General features: G+C 69.5%; 13 protein-coding genes. 10 read left to right on the forward strand and 3 right to left on the reverse strand.

Going from position 1 to position 15,079, the window contains the following annotated elements:
- Positions 1–144 precede the first annotated feature (144 nt).
- The 8 genes from A2790_RS23660 (at position 145) to A2790_RS23695 (ending at position 8,077) form a co-directional block, all read left to right on the forward strand.
- The gene (locus tag A2790_RS23660; protein ID WP_293397362.1) at positions 145–2,625 is read left to right on the forward strand and encodes a TonB-dependent receptor; all 2,481 of its coding nucleotides are present in this window, start codon (positions 145–147) and stop codon (positions 2,623–2,625) included.
- A gap of 223 nt (positions 2,626–2,848) precedes the next feature.
- Positions 2,849–3,952: a response regulator gene (locus tag A2790_RS23665; protein ID WP_293397365.1), complete on the forward strand. Its 1,104-nt coding sequence runs from the start codon at positions 2,849–2,851 to the stop codon at positions 3,950–3,952.
- A 96-nt stretch (positions 3,953–4,048) separates the two neighbouring features.
- Positions 4,049–4,852, forward strand: a complete 804-nt coding sequence (locus tag A2790_RS23670) for a chorismate mutase (protein WP_293397369.1) — start codon at positions 4,049–4,051, stop codon at positions 4,850–4,852.
- Between the two features lie 49 nt (positions 4,853–4,901).
- Positions 4,902–6,029 carry a histidinol-phosphate transaminase gene (locus tag A2790_RS23675; protein ID WP_293397373.1) on the forward strand — a complete coding sequence of 376 codons (1,128 nt, stop codon included), beginning with the start codon at positions 4,902–4,904 and terminating at the stop codon, positions 6,027–6,029.
- A 2-nt stretch (positions 6,030–6,031) separates the two neighbouring features.
- Positions 6,032–6,964 carry a prephenate/arogenate dehydrogenase family protein gene (locus tag A2790_RS23680; protein WP_293397376.1) on the forward strand — a complete coding sequence of 311 codons (933 nt, stop codon included), beginning with the start codon at positions 6,032–6,034 and terminating at the stop codon, positions 6,962–6,964.
- 77 nt (positions 6,965–7,041) lie between these two features.
- Positions 7,042–7,299, forward strand: coding sequence for an EF-hand domain-containing protein (locus A2790_RS23685; RefSeq protein ID WP_293397379.1), 258 nt, complete (start codon positions 7,042–7,044; stop codon positions 7,297–7,299).
- Between the two features lie 63 nt (positions 7,300–7,362).
- Positions 7,363–7,668, forward strand: coding sequence for a metalloregulator ArsR/SmtB family transcription factor (locus A2790_RS23690; protein WP_293397382.1), 306 nt, complete (start codon positions 7,363–7,365; stop codon positions 7,666–7,668).
- The gene (locus A2790_RS23695) at positions 7,661–8,077 is read left to right on the forward strand and encodes an SRPBCC domain-containing protein (RefSeq protein ID WP_293397385.1); all 417 of its coding nucleotides are present in this window, start codon (positions 7,661–7,663) and stop codon (positions 8,075–8,077) included. The genes A2790_RS23690 and A2790_RS23695 overlap by 8 nt, the downstream gene beginning before the upstream one ends.
- On the opposite strand, the gene A2790_RS23700 is transcribed toward A2790_RS23695, so the two are convergent.
- Together A2790_RS23700 and A2790_RS23705 are read right to left on the reverse strand one after the other, a co-directional pair.
- Entirely contained in the window at positions 8,074–9,006 is a 933-nt protein-coding gene (locus A2790_RS23700) for a hypothetical protein (protein ID WP_293397388.1), read from the reverse strand. The two genes, A2790_RS23695 and A2790_RS23700, sit on opposite strands and share 4 nt — an antisense overlap.
- Positions 9,007–9,062: 56 nt before the next feature.
- Positions 9,063–11,867 carry an ATP-dependent DNA helicase gene (locus A2790_RS23705; RefSeq protein ID WP_293397860.1) on the reverse strand — a complete coding sequence of 935 codons (2,805 nt, stop codon included), beginning with the start codon at positions 11,865–11,867 and terminating at the stop codon, positions 9,063–9,065.
- Positions 11,868–12,249: 382 nt separating this feature from the next.
- Here A2790_RS23705 and A2790_RS23710 point away from each other — a divergent pair, with 382 nt between their 5' ends.
- Positions 12,250–12,786: a PEPxxWA-CTERM sorting domain-containing protein gene (locus A2790_RS23710; protein WP_293397391.1), complete on the forward strand. Its 537-nt coding sequence runs from the start codon at positions 12,250–12,252 to the stop codon at positions 12,784–12,786.
- Between the two features lie 22 nt (positions 12,787–12,808).
- On the opposite strand, the gene A2790_RS23715 is transcribed toward A2790_RS23710, so the two are convergent.
- On the reverse strand, positions 12,809–13,369 hold the full coding sequence (locus A2790_RS23715; RefSeq protein ID WP_068876152.1) for an HNH endonuclease: 561 nt from the start codon (positions 13,367–13,369) through the stop codon (positions 12,809–12,811).
- Positions 13,370–14,445: 1,076 nt separating this feature from the next.
- Here A2790_RS23715 and A2790_RS23720 point away from each other — a divergent pair.
- Positions 14,446–15,075 (forward strand): TetR/AcrR family transcriptional regulator, encoded by a 630-nt coding sequence (locus A2790_RS23720; RefSeq protein WP_293397395.1) that lies wholly within the window; start codon positions 14,446–14,448, stop codon positions 15,073–15,075.
- The last annotated feature ends 4 nt before the right edge of the window (positions 15,076–15,079 follow it).

Raw genomic sequence — 15,079 nt, forward strand, 5'->3', positions numbered from 1 at the left:
AGCGGCGTAAGTTATCGCCGTACAGTTGACGGACCGCCCCGGACGCATTGAGGGTCCGCGGCCCGGACGCCTCCCCGCGTCCGCTCCAACAATATCAAAACACGAGACCGGTCGGCGTCCCCGTCCGCGCCTCGGGAGGATCTCATGGCTCGCAAAATCGCGCCCGCGCGCGCACTTCTGGCTGCCGGCGTCTCGTTCGTCGCCCTCGCCGCCGTCGCCCAACCCGCCCTGGCCCAGGCCGCCGCCGATGAAGGCGCGACCCTCGAGGAACTGGTGGTTACCGCCGAAAAGCGCGAGCAGTCCCTGCAGGACGTGCCGGTCGCCGTTTCGGCCTTTACGTCCGAGAAGCGTGACATCGCCGGCATCACCGGCATCCAGGACTTCGTGAACTTCACGCCCGGCATGAACTATTCCGGCACCGACCGCGTCAGCCTGCGGGGCGCCGGCCGCAACACCTTCTACATCGGCAACGACCCGGGCGTGGCGTCCTATTCGGACGGCTTCTACTCGGCCTCGTCGTCCGAGCTGTTCAAGACCCCGCTGTTCATCGAGCGGACGGAAATCCTGCGGGGTCCGCAGGGCACCCTGTACGGCCGTAACGCCATCGGCGGCGCGATCAACCAGATCTCCAAGCGCCCGGCCCAGGAGTTCGGCGGCGAGATCCGCGCGTCCTACGGCAACTATGACCGCACCCGGATCGAAGGCGTCGTCTCGCTGCCGGTGGCCGAGAACCTGCGCTTCAAGGTCGGCGGCAGCCAGGACCATCAGCGCGAAGGCTTCATCAAGAACATCGGCACGGCCAACGAAGGCGCGAAGATCAAGCGGACCTACTTCGAGTTCCAGCTTGAAGCCGAGCCCACCGAGAAGCTGTCGATCTTCGCCCGCTACAACCGCTCGAACTGGGACGACACCCTGGGCGTCGGCGACCGCCTGTCGAACCTGGTCACGCCGTACGACACCACCCGCGTGTTCGGCCTGATCGGCCAGCTGCAGGTGAACCCGCAATTCGGCTACACGACCCCGAACCCGGGCGTCGAAGACCCCTACGTCCAGAACACCAACACGAACGGCTATGGCCAGCTGCGGGGCAACCACGTCCTGACGACGACGGTCAGCTACGACCTGGGCTTTGCGTCGCTGAAGTACATCGGCGGCTTCCAGCAGTACAACTACCAGACCGGCGGCGACTACGACGGCACCAGCCGGACCACGCCGATCGTCGGCGTCCTGGCGGTGCCGTACTTCCCGACCCAGACCACCGATTTCGACGAGCACAAGCGCTACTACTCGAACGAGATCAACCTGACCTCGAACGGCGACGGGCCGTTCCGCTGGATCCTCGGCGTCTATCAGTACGAGGAAGAGTACCGCCAGCGCATCCAGCTCGGGAATCCGAACCAAGCCTCGCTGGCCAACCCGCTGACCCTGGCCGGGACGCCGGCGGCTCCGAACCCGCTGCGCAACTTCGCCGACACGCAAGCCACTCTGGACTCCAAGGCCTACGCGGTCTTCGGCCAGGCCACCTACGAGCTCAACGACCAGTTCGCGGTCACCGCCGGCATCCGCTACACCAAGGACAAGAAGGAAGGCACCGAGTTCCAGCGGCTGATCATCCAGTCGCCGGCGATCGCGGGCGGCGCCGTCGCGTTCGACGTGTCCTCGGACATGGATCCGACCACCCCGGGCGTGCAGAACTTCCGGTCGCTGAAGAACAGCTGGGACGCCGTCACCGGCGTGCTGAACCTGGATTGGACTCCGGACACCGACACCCTCGGCTACGCCAAGTACAGCCGCGGCTACAAGTCGGGCGGCTTCCTGCTGGGCACCCTGTCCTCGCAGCCTGAAGCCAAGCAAGAGCAGGTCGACGCCTTCGAGATCGGCCTGAAGAAGACCATCGCGCGCCGGTTCCAGATCAACGCGGCCGCCTTCTACAACGACTACAAGGACCTGCAGCTCAACCTGTCGCAGCTGAACGCGGCCGGTACGGCGGCGGCGAATAACTTCGTCAACGTCGACGCCGAGGCCTACGGCCTGGAGCTGGAAGCCATCTGGCGGCCGATCAACAACCTCGATCTGTCGGCCAGCTACGGCTACCTGCACACCAAGATCACCAAGGGCTGCTGCTTCTACGACCCGGCGGACCCGGGCGCTCTGGACCCGAACGCCACCCCTTCGGGCGGCGTGGTGGTCTCGAACGGCACCCGTCTGGCGTTCCAGACCCTGAAGGGCTCCAAGATCTACCAGTCGCCGGAGAACAAGTTCGCCGGCAACGCGAACTACACCTTCGACTTCGAGCCGGGTTCGCTGATCCTGTCGGCGACCTACACCTGGACCGACGAGACCTTCTACCAACCGTTCAAGAGCGCGGCGAACAAGGTGAAGGCCTACGACGTCACCGATTTCCGGGTGCTGTGGAACGACATCGACAATCGCTACACGCTCATCGGCTACGTGAAGAACGCCTTTGACAACAAGGGCTTCACGTCGAACGGCTCGACGACGCCGACCGCGATCTTCGACAGCCCGAACCCGGGCACGACGTCGATCGTCCAGACCCGCACCGCGATCACGCGCGGCCTGATCCAGCCGCGCACCTACGGCGTGGAGCTGCAGTACCGCTTCTAGTTAAGGCGCGTTTCCTCCCATTTTACGTGCCCACTTGGGGCGGCGGACTTCGGTCCGCCGCCCTTTTTCTTTGCCGCCAAGGCGGACCGGACAGACGCGGCCACGCGCCGCCTTTTGACGCACCGGGCGAGAATCCCCGGCCGGCTGCTCCGGGATTTAACCTCTGCGCAAGTGCTCGCCCCACAGAATGGGTACCTAAAGGTTCCTCGTTTCCCGGCGGCCCATGTCCCTGCCCGAGTTCTTCTTCGACCGCGTCACGGCCGACATCCGCCAGCAGATGGACGGCATGCTCGCCATGACCGATCAGCTGGCGCGGCAACGCCTGACGCCGGACGGGGAAGCGTGCGTGGCCAGCGTGGCCGAGGCGGCGGAGAGCGTGCGGCGGATGCTGGACACCGCGCTGGACCTGAAATCCGTGTCCGACGGTGTGCGCATCGACGCAGAACCCATCCGCCTTCGCGAACTGATGGACGAGATCGAGGCGCGCTGGCAGTCCCGCGCCGGCGCGGCCGGCATCACGCTCCTGGTCTCCTATGACGGCGATCCGGAAGCGGCGGCCATGGGCGACCGCAAGCGCCTTCTGCAGATCTTCGACGGCTTCATCGGCGAGGCCGTGGGCGCACAGGCGCGCGGCGCGGTCGAGGCCGGCCTCTTTGCCCATTCCGGCCCCGATGGCGTACGGCTGGAGGGCCGCGTGCGCGGCCCCCGCGACTCCGGCTGGGACGAGAAGGACCCGGAGGCCCGCATCCGCGCCATCGAGGCCCGCCTGGGCCTGGAAGTGGCCCTGGGCGCCATGCTGGCGCGCCGTCTGCTCAAGACCCTGAACGGCGAACTGCGGAAGGAAGCCAATGCCGGCGCCTCCGACACCGCCACCTTCGAGCTCCAGCTCGCGCCGATCCCCGAGACCGTGGAGGAGCCTGCCGAAGAGGCCGGCCGCGCTGCGCACATCCTGGTGGTCGACGACAACGCCACGAACCGCATGGTGGCGCAGTCGCTCGTCGAGATGTTCGAGTGCACCAGCGAGTCCGCCGAAGACGGCGAGGAGGCGGTCGAAGCCGCGCGCACGGGCCGGTTCGACCTCATCCTGATGGACATCAAGATGCCGCGGATGGACGGGATCGCCGCCACCCGCGCGATCCGCGCGATCCCGGGGCCCGTGGGCGTGGTGCCGATCATCGCCCTGACCGCCAACGCCGATCCGGACGACGCGGAGGCCTATCTGGCCGCCGGGATGAACGGTGTCGTCGAGAAGCCGATGAAGCCCGAGCACCTTCTGGCGGCCCTGCAGCAGGCGCTGGATCCGACCCGCAACGCTGCCGCAGCCTAGACCCGGTTTCACCTGCAACTTTCTTGCGCCGAGGGGGCCTATTGCGCCCTTGGCTGCAATCCCTTAGGTCGCGAGCTCCTGTTTTGGGGGAGTTTTATGTCCGAAGCGACGACGGGCCCCGCGCCCTCGCTGGACGCGGTTCGCCAGCGCATCGACACGCTGGACACCGAACTCCTGCGCCTCATCGACGAGCGCGCCTCGCTGGCGCGGGTGGTGGCCGCCGCCAAGCGCGCGGCGGGCGACGGCGACAAGTTCGCCCTGCGCCCCGCCCGTGAAGCCGCCATCCTGCGACGCCTGATCGCCGCCGAGCGGTCGGCCGCCGGCCCGAGCCTGGTCGTGCGGATCTGGCGCGAGATGATCGGCGACAGCCTATCGGTACAGGGCCCGTTCCACCTCAACGCCTGGGGCGGGAAAGATCCCGGCCACGTGGTCGAACTGGCGCGCCATCGCTTTGGCGCGGCGCCGCCGCTGCGCCAGTTCGCGAAGGCGGAAGACGCCATCGCCGCGGCCCGCACGCCCGGCGGGGTGGCGGTCTGCGCCCTCGTCCCAGACAGCGCCTGGTGGGGCCGCCTGCTCGCCGAACCGCAGCTCAAGGTGTTCGCCGCCCTGCCCTGCCTCGCCGCGTGGGGCCCGATGTCGGCCCTGGCCATGGCGGCCGTGGACGTCGAGCCCACCGGCGACGACCGCACCTTCTGGGTCACCGACGCCCCCGGGCCCGCCGCGGCCGTGGAGGAGGCGCTGGGCCGCGATGGCGTCGCCGGCGAATTGGTCGCCGAGGCGGGCGGGCTGAAGCTGTTCATGCTGGCCGGCTTCTACCAGCGCGAGGACGAGCGCCTGGCGCGGGCGCCCGGCCGGCTGAGCGGCGTGATCGGGGCTGCGCCGGCTCCGCTGGACGTGTAAGACGACGCCTCCGCCGCAACGCTTCCGCTCGCTCCTGGCCCAGCCCCGCATGCCTGACACCGTAGATCCCGTGAACCGCGCCCGCGCGGCCAAGCCGCTCCCCAAGCCCGGGATCATGGACATCCACGCCTATGTGCCCGGCAAGGCGCAGGCGGACGGGGTCGAGAACCCGATCAAGCTGTCCGCCAACGAGAACATCCTGGGCGCCAGCCCGAAGGCGCGCGAGGCCTTCGTCGGCGCGGCCGACGAACTGCAGGTCTATCCCGACAGCCGCACCACCATCCTACGCACCGCCATCGCCGAGCGGTTCCGGCTGGAGCCGGAGCGGCTGATCTTCGGCTGCGGGTCGGACGAGGTGTTCGCCCTGCTGAACCAGACCTTCCTCGAGCCCGGCGACAACATCGTGCAGGGCGAGTACGGCTTCGCCGCCTTCGCCATCGGCGCCCGCGCCTGCCAGGCCGACGTGAAGCTGGCCAAGGAGCCCGGCTACCGGATCGACGTCGACGAGATGCTGAAGGTCGTCGACGAGCGCACGCGGCTGATCTTCCTGGCCAATCCCGGCAACCCCACCGGCACCTGGATCCCGTTCTCCGAGGTGCTGCGCCTGCACGCCGCGCTGCCGCCCAGCGTGGTGCTGGTGCTGGACGGCGCCTACAGCGAGTTCGCCACCGACCCGGCGTTCCAGGACGGCCTGGATTTCGCGCGGGGGACGGACAACGTCGTGGTCACCCACACCTTCTCCAAGCTGCATGGCCTCGCCGCCCTCAGGGTGGGCTGGGGCTATGCGCCGGCCGAGATCGCGGCGGCGGTGGACCGTATCCGCCTGCCGTTCAACACCTCGATCGCTGGTCAGCGCGCCGCCGTTGCGGCGCTGGCGGACGAGGATTTCCAGGCCCGTTCAATCGCCCACGTCGAGCAGTGGCGCCCCTGGCTGGCCCAGCAGATCGGCGGGCTGGGACTGGAGATCGTCGGGCCCTCGGCCACCAACTTCGTGCTGATCGGCTTTCCCAAGACGGGCAAGACCGCGGCCGCGGCCGACGAATTCCTCAGCGCCCGCGGCCTGTTGACTCGCCGGGTGCTGAACTACGGCCTGCCCGACCACTTGCGGCTCACCATTGGCCTCGAAGAGCACAACCGCGCCGTGGTCGAAGCCCTGGCCGCGTTCATGAAGGCCTGACGATGGGCGAGCCCGTGTACGCGAAGATGGCCGTGGTCGGCTGCGGCCTGATCGGATCGTCGGTGATCCGGGCGGCGCGCGAGGCGGGCGTCGTCGGCGAGATCGCGGTCGCGGAGACCTCGGCGCCGGCGCGCGAGCGGATTGTGGCCCTGGGCCTGGCCGACGCCGTGTTCGGCGACGCGGTCGAGGCGGTGCGGGACGCCGACCTGGTGGTCTTCGCCGTGCCGGTGATGTCCATGGCCGCCGCCGCCAAGGCTGCCGCACCGGGACTGAAGGCCGGCGCCACGGTGACCGACGTGGGCTCGGTGAAGGAGCACGTGGCCGACGCCCTGACGGCGGCCCTGCCGGACAGCGTCTTCGTGGTGCCCGGCCACCCCATCGCCGGGACCGAGCAGTCGGGGCCGGACGCCGGCTTCGCCGAGCTGTTTCAGAACCGCTGGACCATCCTGACGCCCCAGGCCCGGGAGGACGAACCCTATCGGGACGCGGTGGCCAGGCTCGCCCGGTTCTGGACCGCGCTGGGGGCTCGGGTCGAGGAGATGGACCCCAAGCACCACGACCTGGTCCTGGCCATCACCAGCCACCTGCCCCACCTGATCGCCTACAACATCGTGGGCACCGCCGCCGACCTCGAGGGCGTGGCCGAGGCGGAGGTGATGAAGTATTCCGCCGGCGGCTTCCGCGACTTCACCCGGATCGCCGCCTCGGACCCCACCATGTGGCGCGACGTGTTCCTGACCAACAAGGACGCCGTGCTGGAGGTCCTGGGCCGGTTCACCGAGGACCTGCAGGCGCTCAGCCGGGCCATCCGCTGGGGCGAGGGCGACAAGCTGTTCGACCTGTTCAGCCGCACCCGGGAGATCCGCCGCGGCATCGTGGCCATGGGCCAGGAAAGCGCCGAGCCCAACTTCGGCCGCGACCGCGGCAAGCATTGAACGGCCACAATCGCGCAATACGCGGGTAATGTCGGCGAGCTCAACTCGCCCTCCAATTTTCGGAGAGAGACGACCCGATGCGCAAGCTTGTTTTCGCCGCCGCCGCTGCCGCCACGCTGGCCAGCGCAGGCGCCGCCTTCGCCCAGATGCCGGCCCCCGCCGACATCATCAAGAACTGGGACAAGAACGGCGACGGGGCCGTCGACAAGGCGGAATGGACCGCCGCCGGCCGGCCGGCCGAGCGGTTCGACGCGATCGACGCCAACAAGGACGGCAAGGTTACCGCCGCCGAGCTGGACGCCGCCATGGCGGCCATGCGGCAGCGCGGGGGCTGAGCCCTGAGGAGGCCGGGTTGACCGGCCTTCTTTTTGGCCTGATATTCACCCTTAGAGGTGAATATGTTGGACGAGACGCTGATCGCCATCGCCGACCCCACCCGTCGGGCCATCCTGAGCCGGCTGGCTGAGGGGGAGGCCCGGGTCACGGACGTGGCGCGGCCGTTCGCGATCTCGCTGAACTCGGTCTCGAAACACATTCGCATGCTGGAGCGGGCGAAGCTGGTCCGGCGGCGGATCGAGGGGCGGGAGCACTTCCTGGCCCTGACGCCGGCGCCCCTGGACGAGGCCGCCGACTGGATCGCGGAGCAGAAGACGCTGTGGGCCTGGCGCCTCGGCGAACTGGAGAAGGCGCTGAAAGATGGCTGAGCTGACCGTCACCCACCGCTACCCTTTCCCGGCCGAGAAGGTGTTCGACGCCTGGCTGGACCCGAAGGTCGCGTCGCGCTTCCTCTTCACGGCGCCGGGCGGGCAGATCGTCCGCTGCGATATCGAGGCCCGGACCGACGGCCGCTTCACCATCGTCGACCGGCGCGAGGACGGCGACATCGAGCATGTGGGCGCCTACCTGGAGATCGACCGGCCGCGCCGGCTGGTCTTCACGTTCGCCGTGCCGCAGTTCGACCCCACGGAGACAACGGTGACGGTGGAGATCGCCCCCGACGGCGACGGCTGCCGCCTGACGCTCACCCACACCGATGTGCCGCCCGAATGGGTCGAGCAGGACCGCGAGGGCTGGACGATGATCCTGAGCGCGCTGGAGGCGGCGGCGAGCTAGCGGGCCTTCAGCCCCTCGCCCCACCAGCCGGCCTCACCGCGGGCGCAGGCGGCGACATCGTCCATGATCTGGCCCTGGCCGACGCCCTCCAGAGCCATGTCGATCAGGGGCTTGCCGTCGATGCTGATCAACGCGGTCTTGGCCCGCCGCAGGGCGAACTGGGCCTGGCTGTCGAGGCTCTGTTCCGAGAACATGACCTCGTCGTCGTAACCCGGCTTGAACTCGAAGCTGTACTTGTCGGTCTCGAACCGCCCCTTGCGGCCACGCTTGAAGGCTTTGTCACCGAGGACGCTGAAGCCAATCTGTCCGCCGCCGGCGAGCAGGGCGAAGGTGTACTTGTCGTCCACAGCGACCAGCGCGGTGCAGATCCCGTTCTCGTTGTCCGCCATCATGCGCCAGAGCCCGTCCTTGTGCTCGGCCACCGCCGGCTCGGCCCCGGCGCCCTTGCCCCACCAGCCGCTCTCGCCCTTGGAGCAGGCGGTCACGCCGTCCAGGGCGGATTCGAAGCCGGTGCCCTCGAAGGTCATCGACGCGACCATGCGGCCGTCGGTCAGGACGCGGACCTGCCGGGCCAGGCGCAGGGCGGCCAGGGCCCGGGCGTCCAGATCGCCCTTGTAGTAGAGGGTGGTGGCGTCCTCGCCGTAGCTGGGCTCGAAGTCGACGCCATAGGCCTCGGTCTCGATCCGCCCCGTCTTGCCGCGCGGAAGGGCCGTGCGGCTGAAGAGGCCGAAGGTGACGTTCCCGTCCACCGCGCGCAGCAGGAAGACCGAGCCGCCCTGGAGCGTCATGCTGGCGGCGCAGGCGCCGCGATCGACGTCGATACCCCAGTAGCCCTCCTTGTTCAGCACCGCGTCCTCCGGCGCGGCATGAGCGGGGCCGCCGGCGACCAGAACGGCCGCGGCCAGGGCGATGAGCCGACGCAATTTCACGATCAATCCTTCCTCCGACGGAGCGCGGAGGATGAAATGCAACCGTGAATGTTCCCCTACTCGGGCTTCGCCTTGAGGAAGCTCTCCACCTGTTCGATAGCCTCCACGAGCGACACCCGTTGCAGTTCCACGCCGGGCGGCAGCCCCGAGAAGAGGCGGGTCGGGGCGGCGGCGTCGAGCATGACGAAGACGCCGCGGTCGTCGGCCCGGCGGATCAGGCGGCCGAAGGCCTGGGCGATGCGGCCCCGGGCGATGGCGTCGTCGTAGGTCTTGTTGCCGAAACGGGCTCTACGGGCCTTGTGCAGGATGTCCGGGCGCGGCCAGGGGATGCGGTCGAAGACCAAGAGGCGCAGGGACCGGCCGGGCACGTCCACCCCGTCGCGCACCGCATCGGTGCCGAGGAGACAGGCGTCCTGCTCGGCGCGGAAGATGTCGACCAGGGCGCCGACCTCCAGCGGGTCCACGTGCTGGGCGTAGAGGGCCAGGCCCTTGTCGGCCAGGGGCGCGGCGATCCGCTCGTGCACCGCCTTCAGCCGCCGGATGGCCGTGAAGAGGCCCAGGCCCCCGCCCCCGGCGGCCAGGAACAGCTCGCGCATGGCGGCGGCCACCTGGCGGGCGTCGTCCTTGCTGACGTCGGTGACCACAAGGGCCCGGGCGTTGGCGGCATAGTCGAAGGGCGAGCTGAGCTTCAGCGTCTTGGGCCGGTCGGGCAGGCGCGCGGCGCCCGTGCGCATCTCGGCCAGGGCGAAGGGATCGTCCAGGGTCGGGTCGGCCAGGGTGGCGGAGGTGACCAGCACCCCGTGGGCCGGGGCGATGACCGCGTTGGTCAGGGGCTCGGTCGGGTCCACCCAGTGGCGGCGGCAGGCGGCGTCGACCACGCGGCCATAGAGGAACGTGCCGTCGAACCAGTCCACGAAGTCGGGGTCGTCCTCGGCGTCCTCGTCGATGGCGCGCAGCATGGAGCGCCAGGCCGGCAGGGTCATGCGCGCGCGGCGATCCAGCCCCCTCAAAGCCCCTTCCATACGCGCCCGCTCGGAGCCGGACAGGGTCTCGGCCTCCTGGTCCATGACGTCCTCCAGGGCCCGGGCCAGGGCCAGGAGCGGCGCCTCCAGGCGAGAGAGGGCCACGGCGGCGTCCCGGGCGGTGGCGCGGACGAGGTCCAGGGCCGGGCGGGCGGCGCATTCCATGCCCACCTCCGACGGCTGGGACCGGGCGCGCAGCTGCTCCAGCACCGCGACGATGAAGTGCTCGATCGGGCCGATCGGATTGACCTCGCCATTGGGGCTGGCGATGCGGCCGCTCCAGCCCTCGCCCGGCAGGGCGGACGCGCCGCGGATCGCCTCGTCCAGGGCGGCCCGCGCCTCCTCCCGATCGCCCAGCATGTCGAGCAGCCGGGCTTCCAGGCCGCGACCACGTCTTCCACGACCTTCCGGGCCGCGGATCCAGCGGCGCAGCTCGGCCGCCTCGGCGCCGGACAGGGCCGCGGAGAAGGCGCTGTCGGCGGCGTCGAACAGGTGGTGGCCCTCGTCGAAGACGATGCGGCGAAGCTGGGTGGTCTCGGTGTCGCCCTTGCTGCCGCGTGCGGCCCGGGCGCCGTCGAAGGCCGCCTGGGTCATGACCAGGGCGTGATTGGCGATGACGATGTCGGCCCGCCGCGAACCGCGGATCGCCTTCTCCACGAAGCAGGCGCGGTAGTGCTGGCAGCCGGCGTGGACGCATTCGCCGCGCCGGTCGACGAGGTTGGCGGCGCTGGCCTGGGCCGCGGGCGGCACGGCGAACAGGCCGGGCAGCCAGGCGGGGAAGTCGCCGCCGGTCATGTCGCCGTCACGGGTGGCCCGCGCCCAGCGGGCGGTCAGGGCCATGCCGACCAGGTCCGACCCGCCGAGCTGGGCGGCGTTGGCCTGTTCCTGGAAGTTCAGCAGGCAGAGGTAGTTCTCGCGCCCCTTGCGCACCACGGCCTTCTTCTGGCGCACCTTCTCGTCCGGCCAGATGGCCCGGCTCTCGCGCTCGATCTGGCGCTGGAGGGCGCGGGTGTAGGTGGAGACCCACACGGCGGGGCCGTTGGCCTCGGCCCACAGGGAGGCCGGCGCCAGGTAGCCCAGGGTCTTGCCGACCCCGGTGCCCGCCTCGGCCAGCATCATGTTGGGCTCGCCCTCGCGGTCGCGCGGCTGGAAGGCGTGGGCGGCCTCGGCGGCGTAGTCGGCCTGGGCGGGGCGCGCCTCGTCGAGGCCGGCGCTCTGCAGCAGGGACCGCAGCCGCGCGGCGGCGTCGGCGGCGAGGATGGGCTTGGACCCCGGCTCGCCGGGCGGAGCCTCGGCCTCCCACTCGGGGATGCGCATCCAGACGTCGAGGCCGGACGAGCGGAACTGGTTGCCGGCCGGCGCCGAGCGCAGGGCGCCCAGCACCGCCGAGCCCCAGGGCCAGCCGGCCCGCGCCAGGGTCTCGGCCACCGCCAGCGCCTCCTCGCGGGAGGGCTGGGGCGCGGCGGCGAGGTCGGCGAGCAGGGCGTGGACCGCCTGTTGCAGGCTGGCCGCCTGTTGCTCCGGCCCCTTGGGCTCCGGCAGGCCCAGGGCCTGGGCGAGGCCCGCCGCGGAGGGGGCGGTGAACTGGGCCGGGCGGACGAAGGCGAAGAGCTCGAGGGCGTCGAAGATGCGCGGGCTGCGCGGCGGGGCGTGCAGGCCCAGGCGCCGGGCGGTCATGGCCGCGTGGGCGAGGAGCACCGGGGCGGATTCGAAGAGGTCGCGGGCGTCGGGGGGTCTTAGGGGTTGGGCGTCCCCGGCGGGCGTGCAGACGGCGCAGCGAGGCCCGGGGAGGACGACGAGGGCCGGGGCGAGCTGCAGCTGAGTCGGGAGGGCGGACACCGTGCGGAGGTTAGGCCGGGCGGGGGATGAACGGAAGGGGAACTGCGGGTGGTGGATGAAGAACAGCCCCCAACGCAACGCTTCTCTCGGGCCTTATTGACGGAGGAGCGAGCGGCTGAACTGGCGGCGCTCTCAGCGCCCCCGACGCGCCGAAGACTAAGTGGAAGTGCGCTCCCCGCGTCGGAGCTGTGCCTGGTCGGCGGAGACCGACGGCCCATGAGGGCCGACCGGAGTGACGGAGGCTGCATTATTCCTGAGTCTGAAACGGGCGTAGGAGGCCAGGTCACTAGGCGGGGACACCCAGCAGCGCAGGCGCTTAACGCTTCGGTAACCGCGTTTGGCGGACATCTCCGCTTCCAGTAGAGCGGGCGGGGGATGGGTCATGATCGTCAGGTATGCGGCAGGGATGCTGGCGGCGGCGGGCATCGCCTTGTCGGCGACCTCGGCCGATGCGGCCCTGGTGTTCGTCGGCAGCTGGGAGGTCGACGACGGCCCCGCGTGGCTCGATGCCGAAGAACATGGCCCCCTCGCCTACACCGCCCAGGAAGCCGCCGCCCTGCTCTATGGCGGGACAGCCGCGGACTACGTCATCTCCACGGCCGGCGACAACGCGAGCGAGATCGACGGCCAGGCCTGGTACTCGGTGCTCGGCATCGGGGTCGGGATCTTCGCCCAGGACTACAGCGCCAAGCACCTCGGGCTCTATTACGGTCCCTCCAGCGCCCATGGCGGCGGCGTCTTCGGGCCCGTCTCGGCCTATGTGAACGACTGGGCCGTCGGCTCCCGGTACACGAACTATGCCTTCCGCGAGTCGGACGTGACCTCCGGCACGCCGGAGCCCGGGACCTGGGCCCTGCTGATCCTGGGATTCGGCCTCGCGGGCGCGGGCCTGCGCCAGCGCCGCGCCGCCGCGGTCTGACCGCCAGCCCGACGCGGGGCCGCTAGGCCTCCAGCTCGATGTCCCAGTAGAGGTAGTCCAGCCAGCTTTCGTGCAGGTGGTGCGGCGGGAAGCGCCGGCCGCGCTCCTGCAGCTCGAAGGCCGAGGGGCGGCGGGGCTTCAGGCGCGGATGCATGTGCGCCTCGTGCGGCGTGCGCCCGCCCTTCATCAAATTGCAGCGCGCGCAGGCGGTGACGATGTTCTCCCACGTGGTGCGCCCGCCGCGCGAGCGCGGGATCACGTGGTCGAAGGTCAGGTCCTCGCCCCGGGTGCAGTATTGGCAGGTGAAGCTGTCGCGCAGGAACAGGTTGAAGCGGGTGAAGGCCGGGGGCCGGTCCTGGGCCACGTAGCTCTTGAGCGAGACCACGCTGGGCAGCTTCATCGCGAAGGAGGGGGAGTGGACTTCCTGGTCGTAGGTGGAGACCACGTCCACGCGGTCGAGGAAGACCGCCTTGATCACTTCCTGCCACGGCCAGAGCGACAGGGGATAGTAGGAGAGTGGCCGGAAGTCTGCGTTCAGGACGAGACACGGCCATCCGGAAGGCGCGGCCTTAAGCACCTGCATGGCAGGGCCTCCGGGGATGCCTGATGGCGTCTATGACGGTCGACGTGGGACTGAAGACACACCCCCAACTGCGGAAATCGACGTTGCAGGGGAAAAATATAGGCCCGATTCGGAGACAACTCTACGACGGGAAGCGTGGCGCGGCGGTCTGCCTCGCCCGGGTGTTCCGCGGGCGAGGCTTCAGGCGCCTTGCATGGATCAGGCGCCCAGGACAGCGGTTGCGCCGGCGACGGTCAGGGTAAGGCCCACCACCGCGAAGGACACGACCACATCGAGCATCCGGTTCATCAGGATCGACATTTCAGATCTCCATTCTCTTTGTGCTTCAGGCCCGGCTACCCGGGCCCGGTCCGATCTGGACGGTGATTAGATAGCACGATCTAAACGCTGCCTAGATCGTTTATTTTGCCGATCAGGAATGCGATTTCGCATAGCTGGTCGGCAGGCGTGACAAACGAAAAGGGGCCCTCGCGGGCCTCTCCTCGGTCCTGCCGTGGCGGGGACGTCAGATCCCGAGGCCCGCCGTCGAGAGGCCCGCGAAGAGGCCGAGGGCCAGCAGGAAGACCGGGGCGATCCGGTGGAAACCGCGTTCGAAGCGCGAGAGAGTCATGACACACACCTTGAGTTTTTCAGTTCCAGGGAGCCCCGGGGGAGCGGGGCCGTCCGTTTGGACGACGATGAATTAGCACGATCTGAACAGTGCCTAGATCAGCGATTTCACCGGACCGTTATGCGTTTGTGCACGGCGTTCGGATGCGCCTTGCGGTCGGATGCCCACGAAAAAGGGGCCCTCGATGGGGCCCCTCCGTCAGCTTCGACGTTTCTGAGCGGGGAGGCTCAGGCGCCCAGGCCCGCCGTCGCGACGGCCGCGGTGAGGCCGAGGAACAGGAGGAACGCCGGGGTCGCACGGTCGAAGAAGCGTTCGAACTTTGCGAGAGACATGACACACACCTTTCAGTTTGAAACCCTCAGGGGAGTGAGGGACTTTTCTATTTGAACAGCGCTCAGATAGGACCGCATCTGATCGGCGTCAAGATATCTGTACAGCGCTTAGATATGAAATTATGGTAAGGTGCATGAGCCAAGCGAAGACCGCCGAACCCCGCCCCTATCACCATGGCGACCTGCGCCGCGCCCTCGTGGACGCCGCCCGCAGATTGCTGGAGGCCGAGGGGCCCAGCGCGCTTTCGCTCCGTGCCGTCGCCCGCGAGGCCGGCGTCAGTCCGGCGGCCCCCTATCACCACTTCAAGGACAAGTCCGAGCTGCTGGACGCCGTCGCCCACGAGGGCTGGGAAACGCTCAACGCTCAGATGGCGGAGGCGAAGGCGCGAGATACGGGTCCTCACCAGCTCACGGGTCTGGGCATCGCATACGTCTGTTTCGCCCGGGAGAACCCGGCCCTTTATCGCGTGATGTACGACATGGTCCGCGAGAAGGAGGCCCTGCCCTTGGACGTCCAGGGCGACAACGACAGCGCCTACTGCATGGTCCGCGACACCATGGTCGAGCACGGCGCCGACCCCGGGGCCGAGACCCACCTGGAGCTGGCCACCATCGCGGCCTGGTGCGGCGCCCATGGCCTGGCCGAGATGGCCGGCTTCAAGCAGTTCGAGCACCTGAAGGAAGAGCTTGGCGGCGAGCGCGCCTTCCTCGACGCGGTCCTGAGCCACATGGGCCTGTTCACGGCCAAGCACGGCGCCTGCTAAAGCC

This window comes from Phenylobacterium sp. RIFCSPHIGHO2_01_FULL_69_31, assembly GCF_001824475.1.
Taxonomy (GTDB): Bacteria; Pseudomonadota; Alphaproteobacteria; order Caulobacterales; family Caulobacteraceae; genus Phenylobacterium.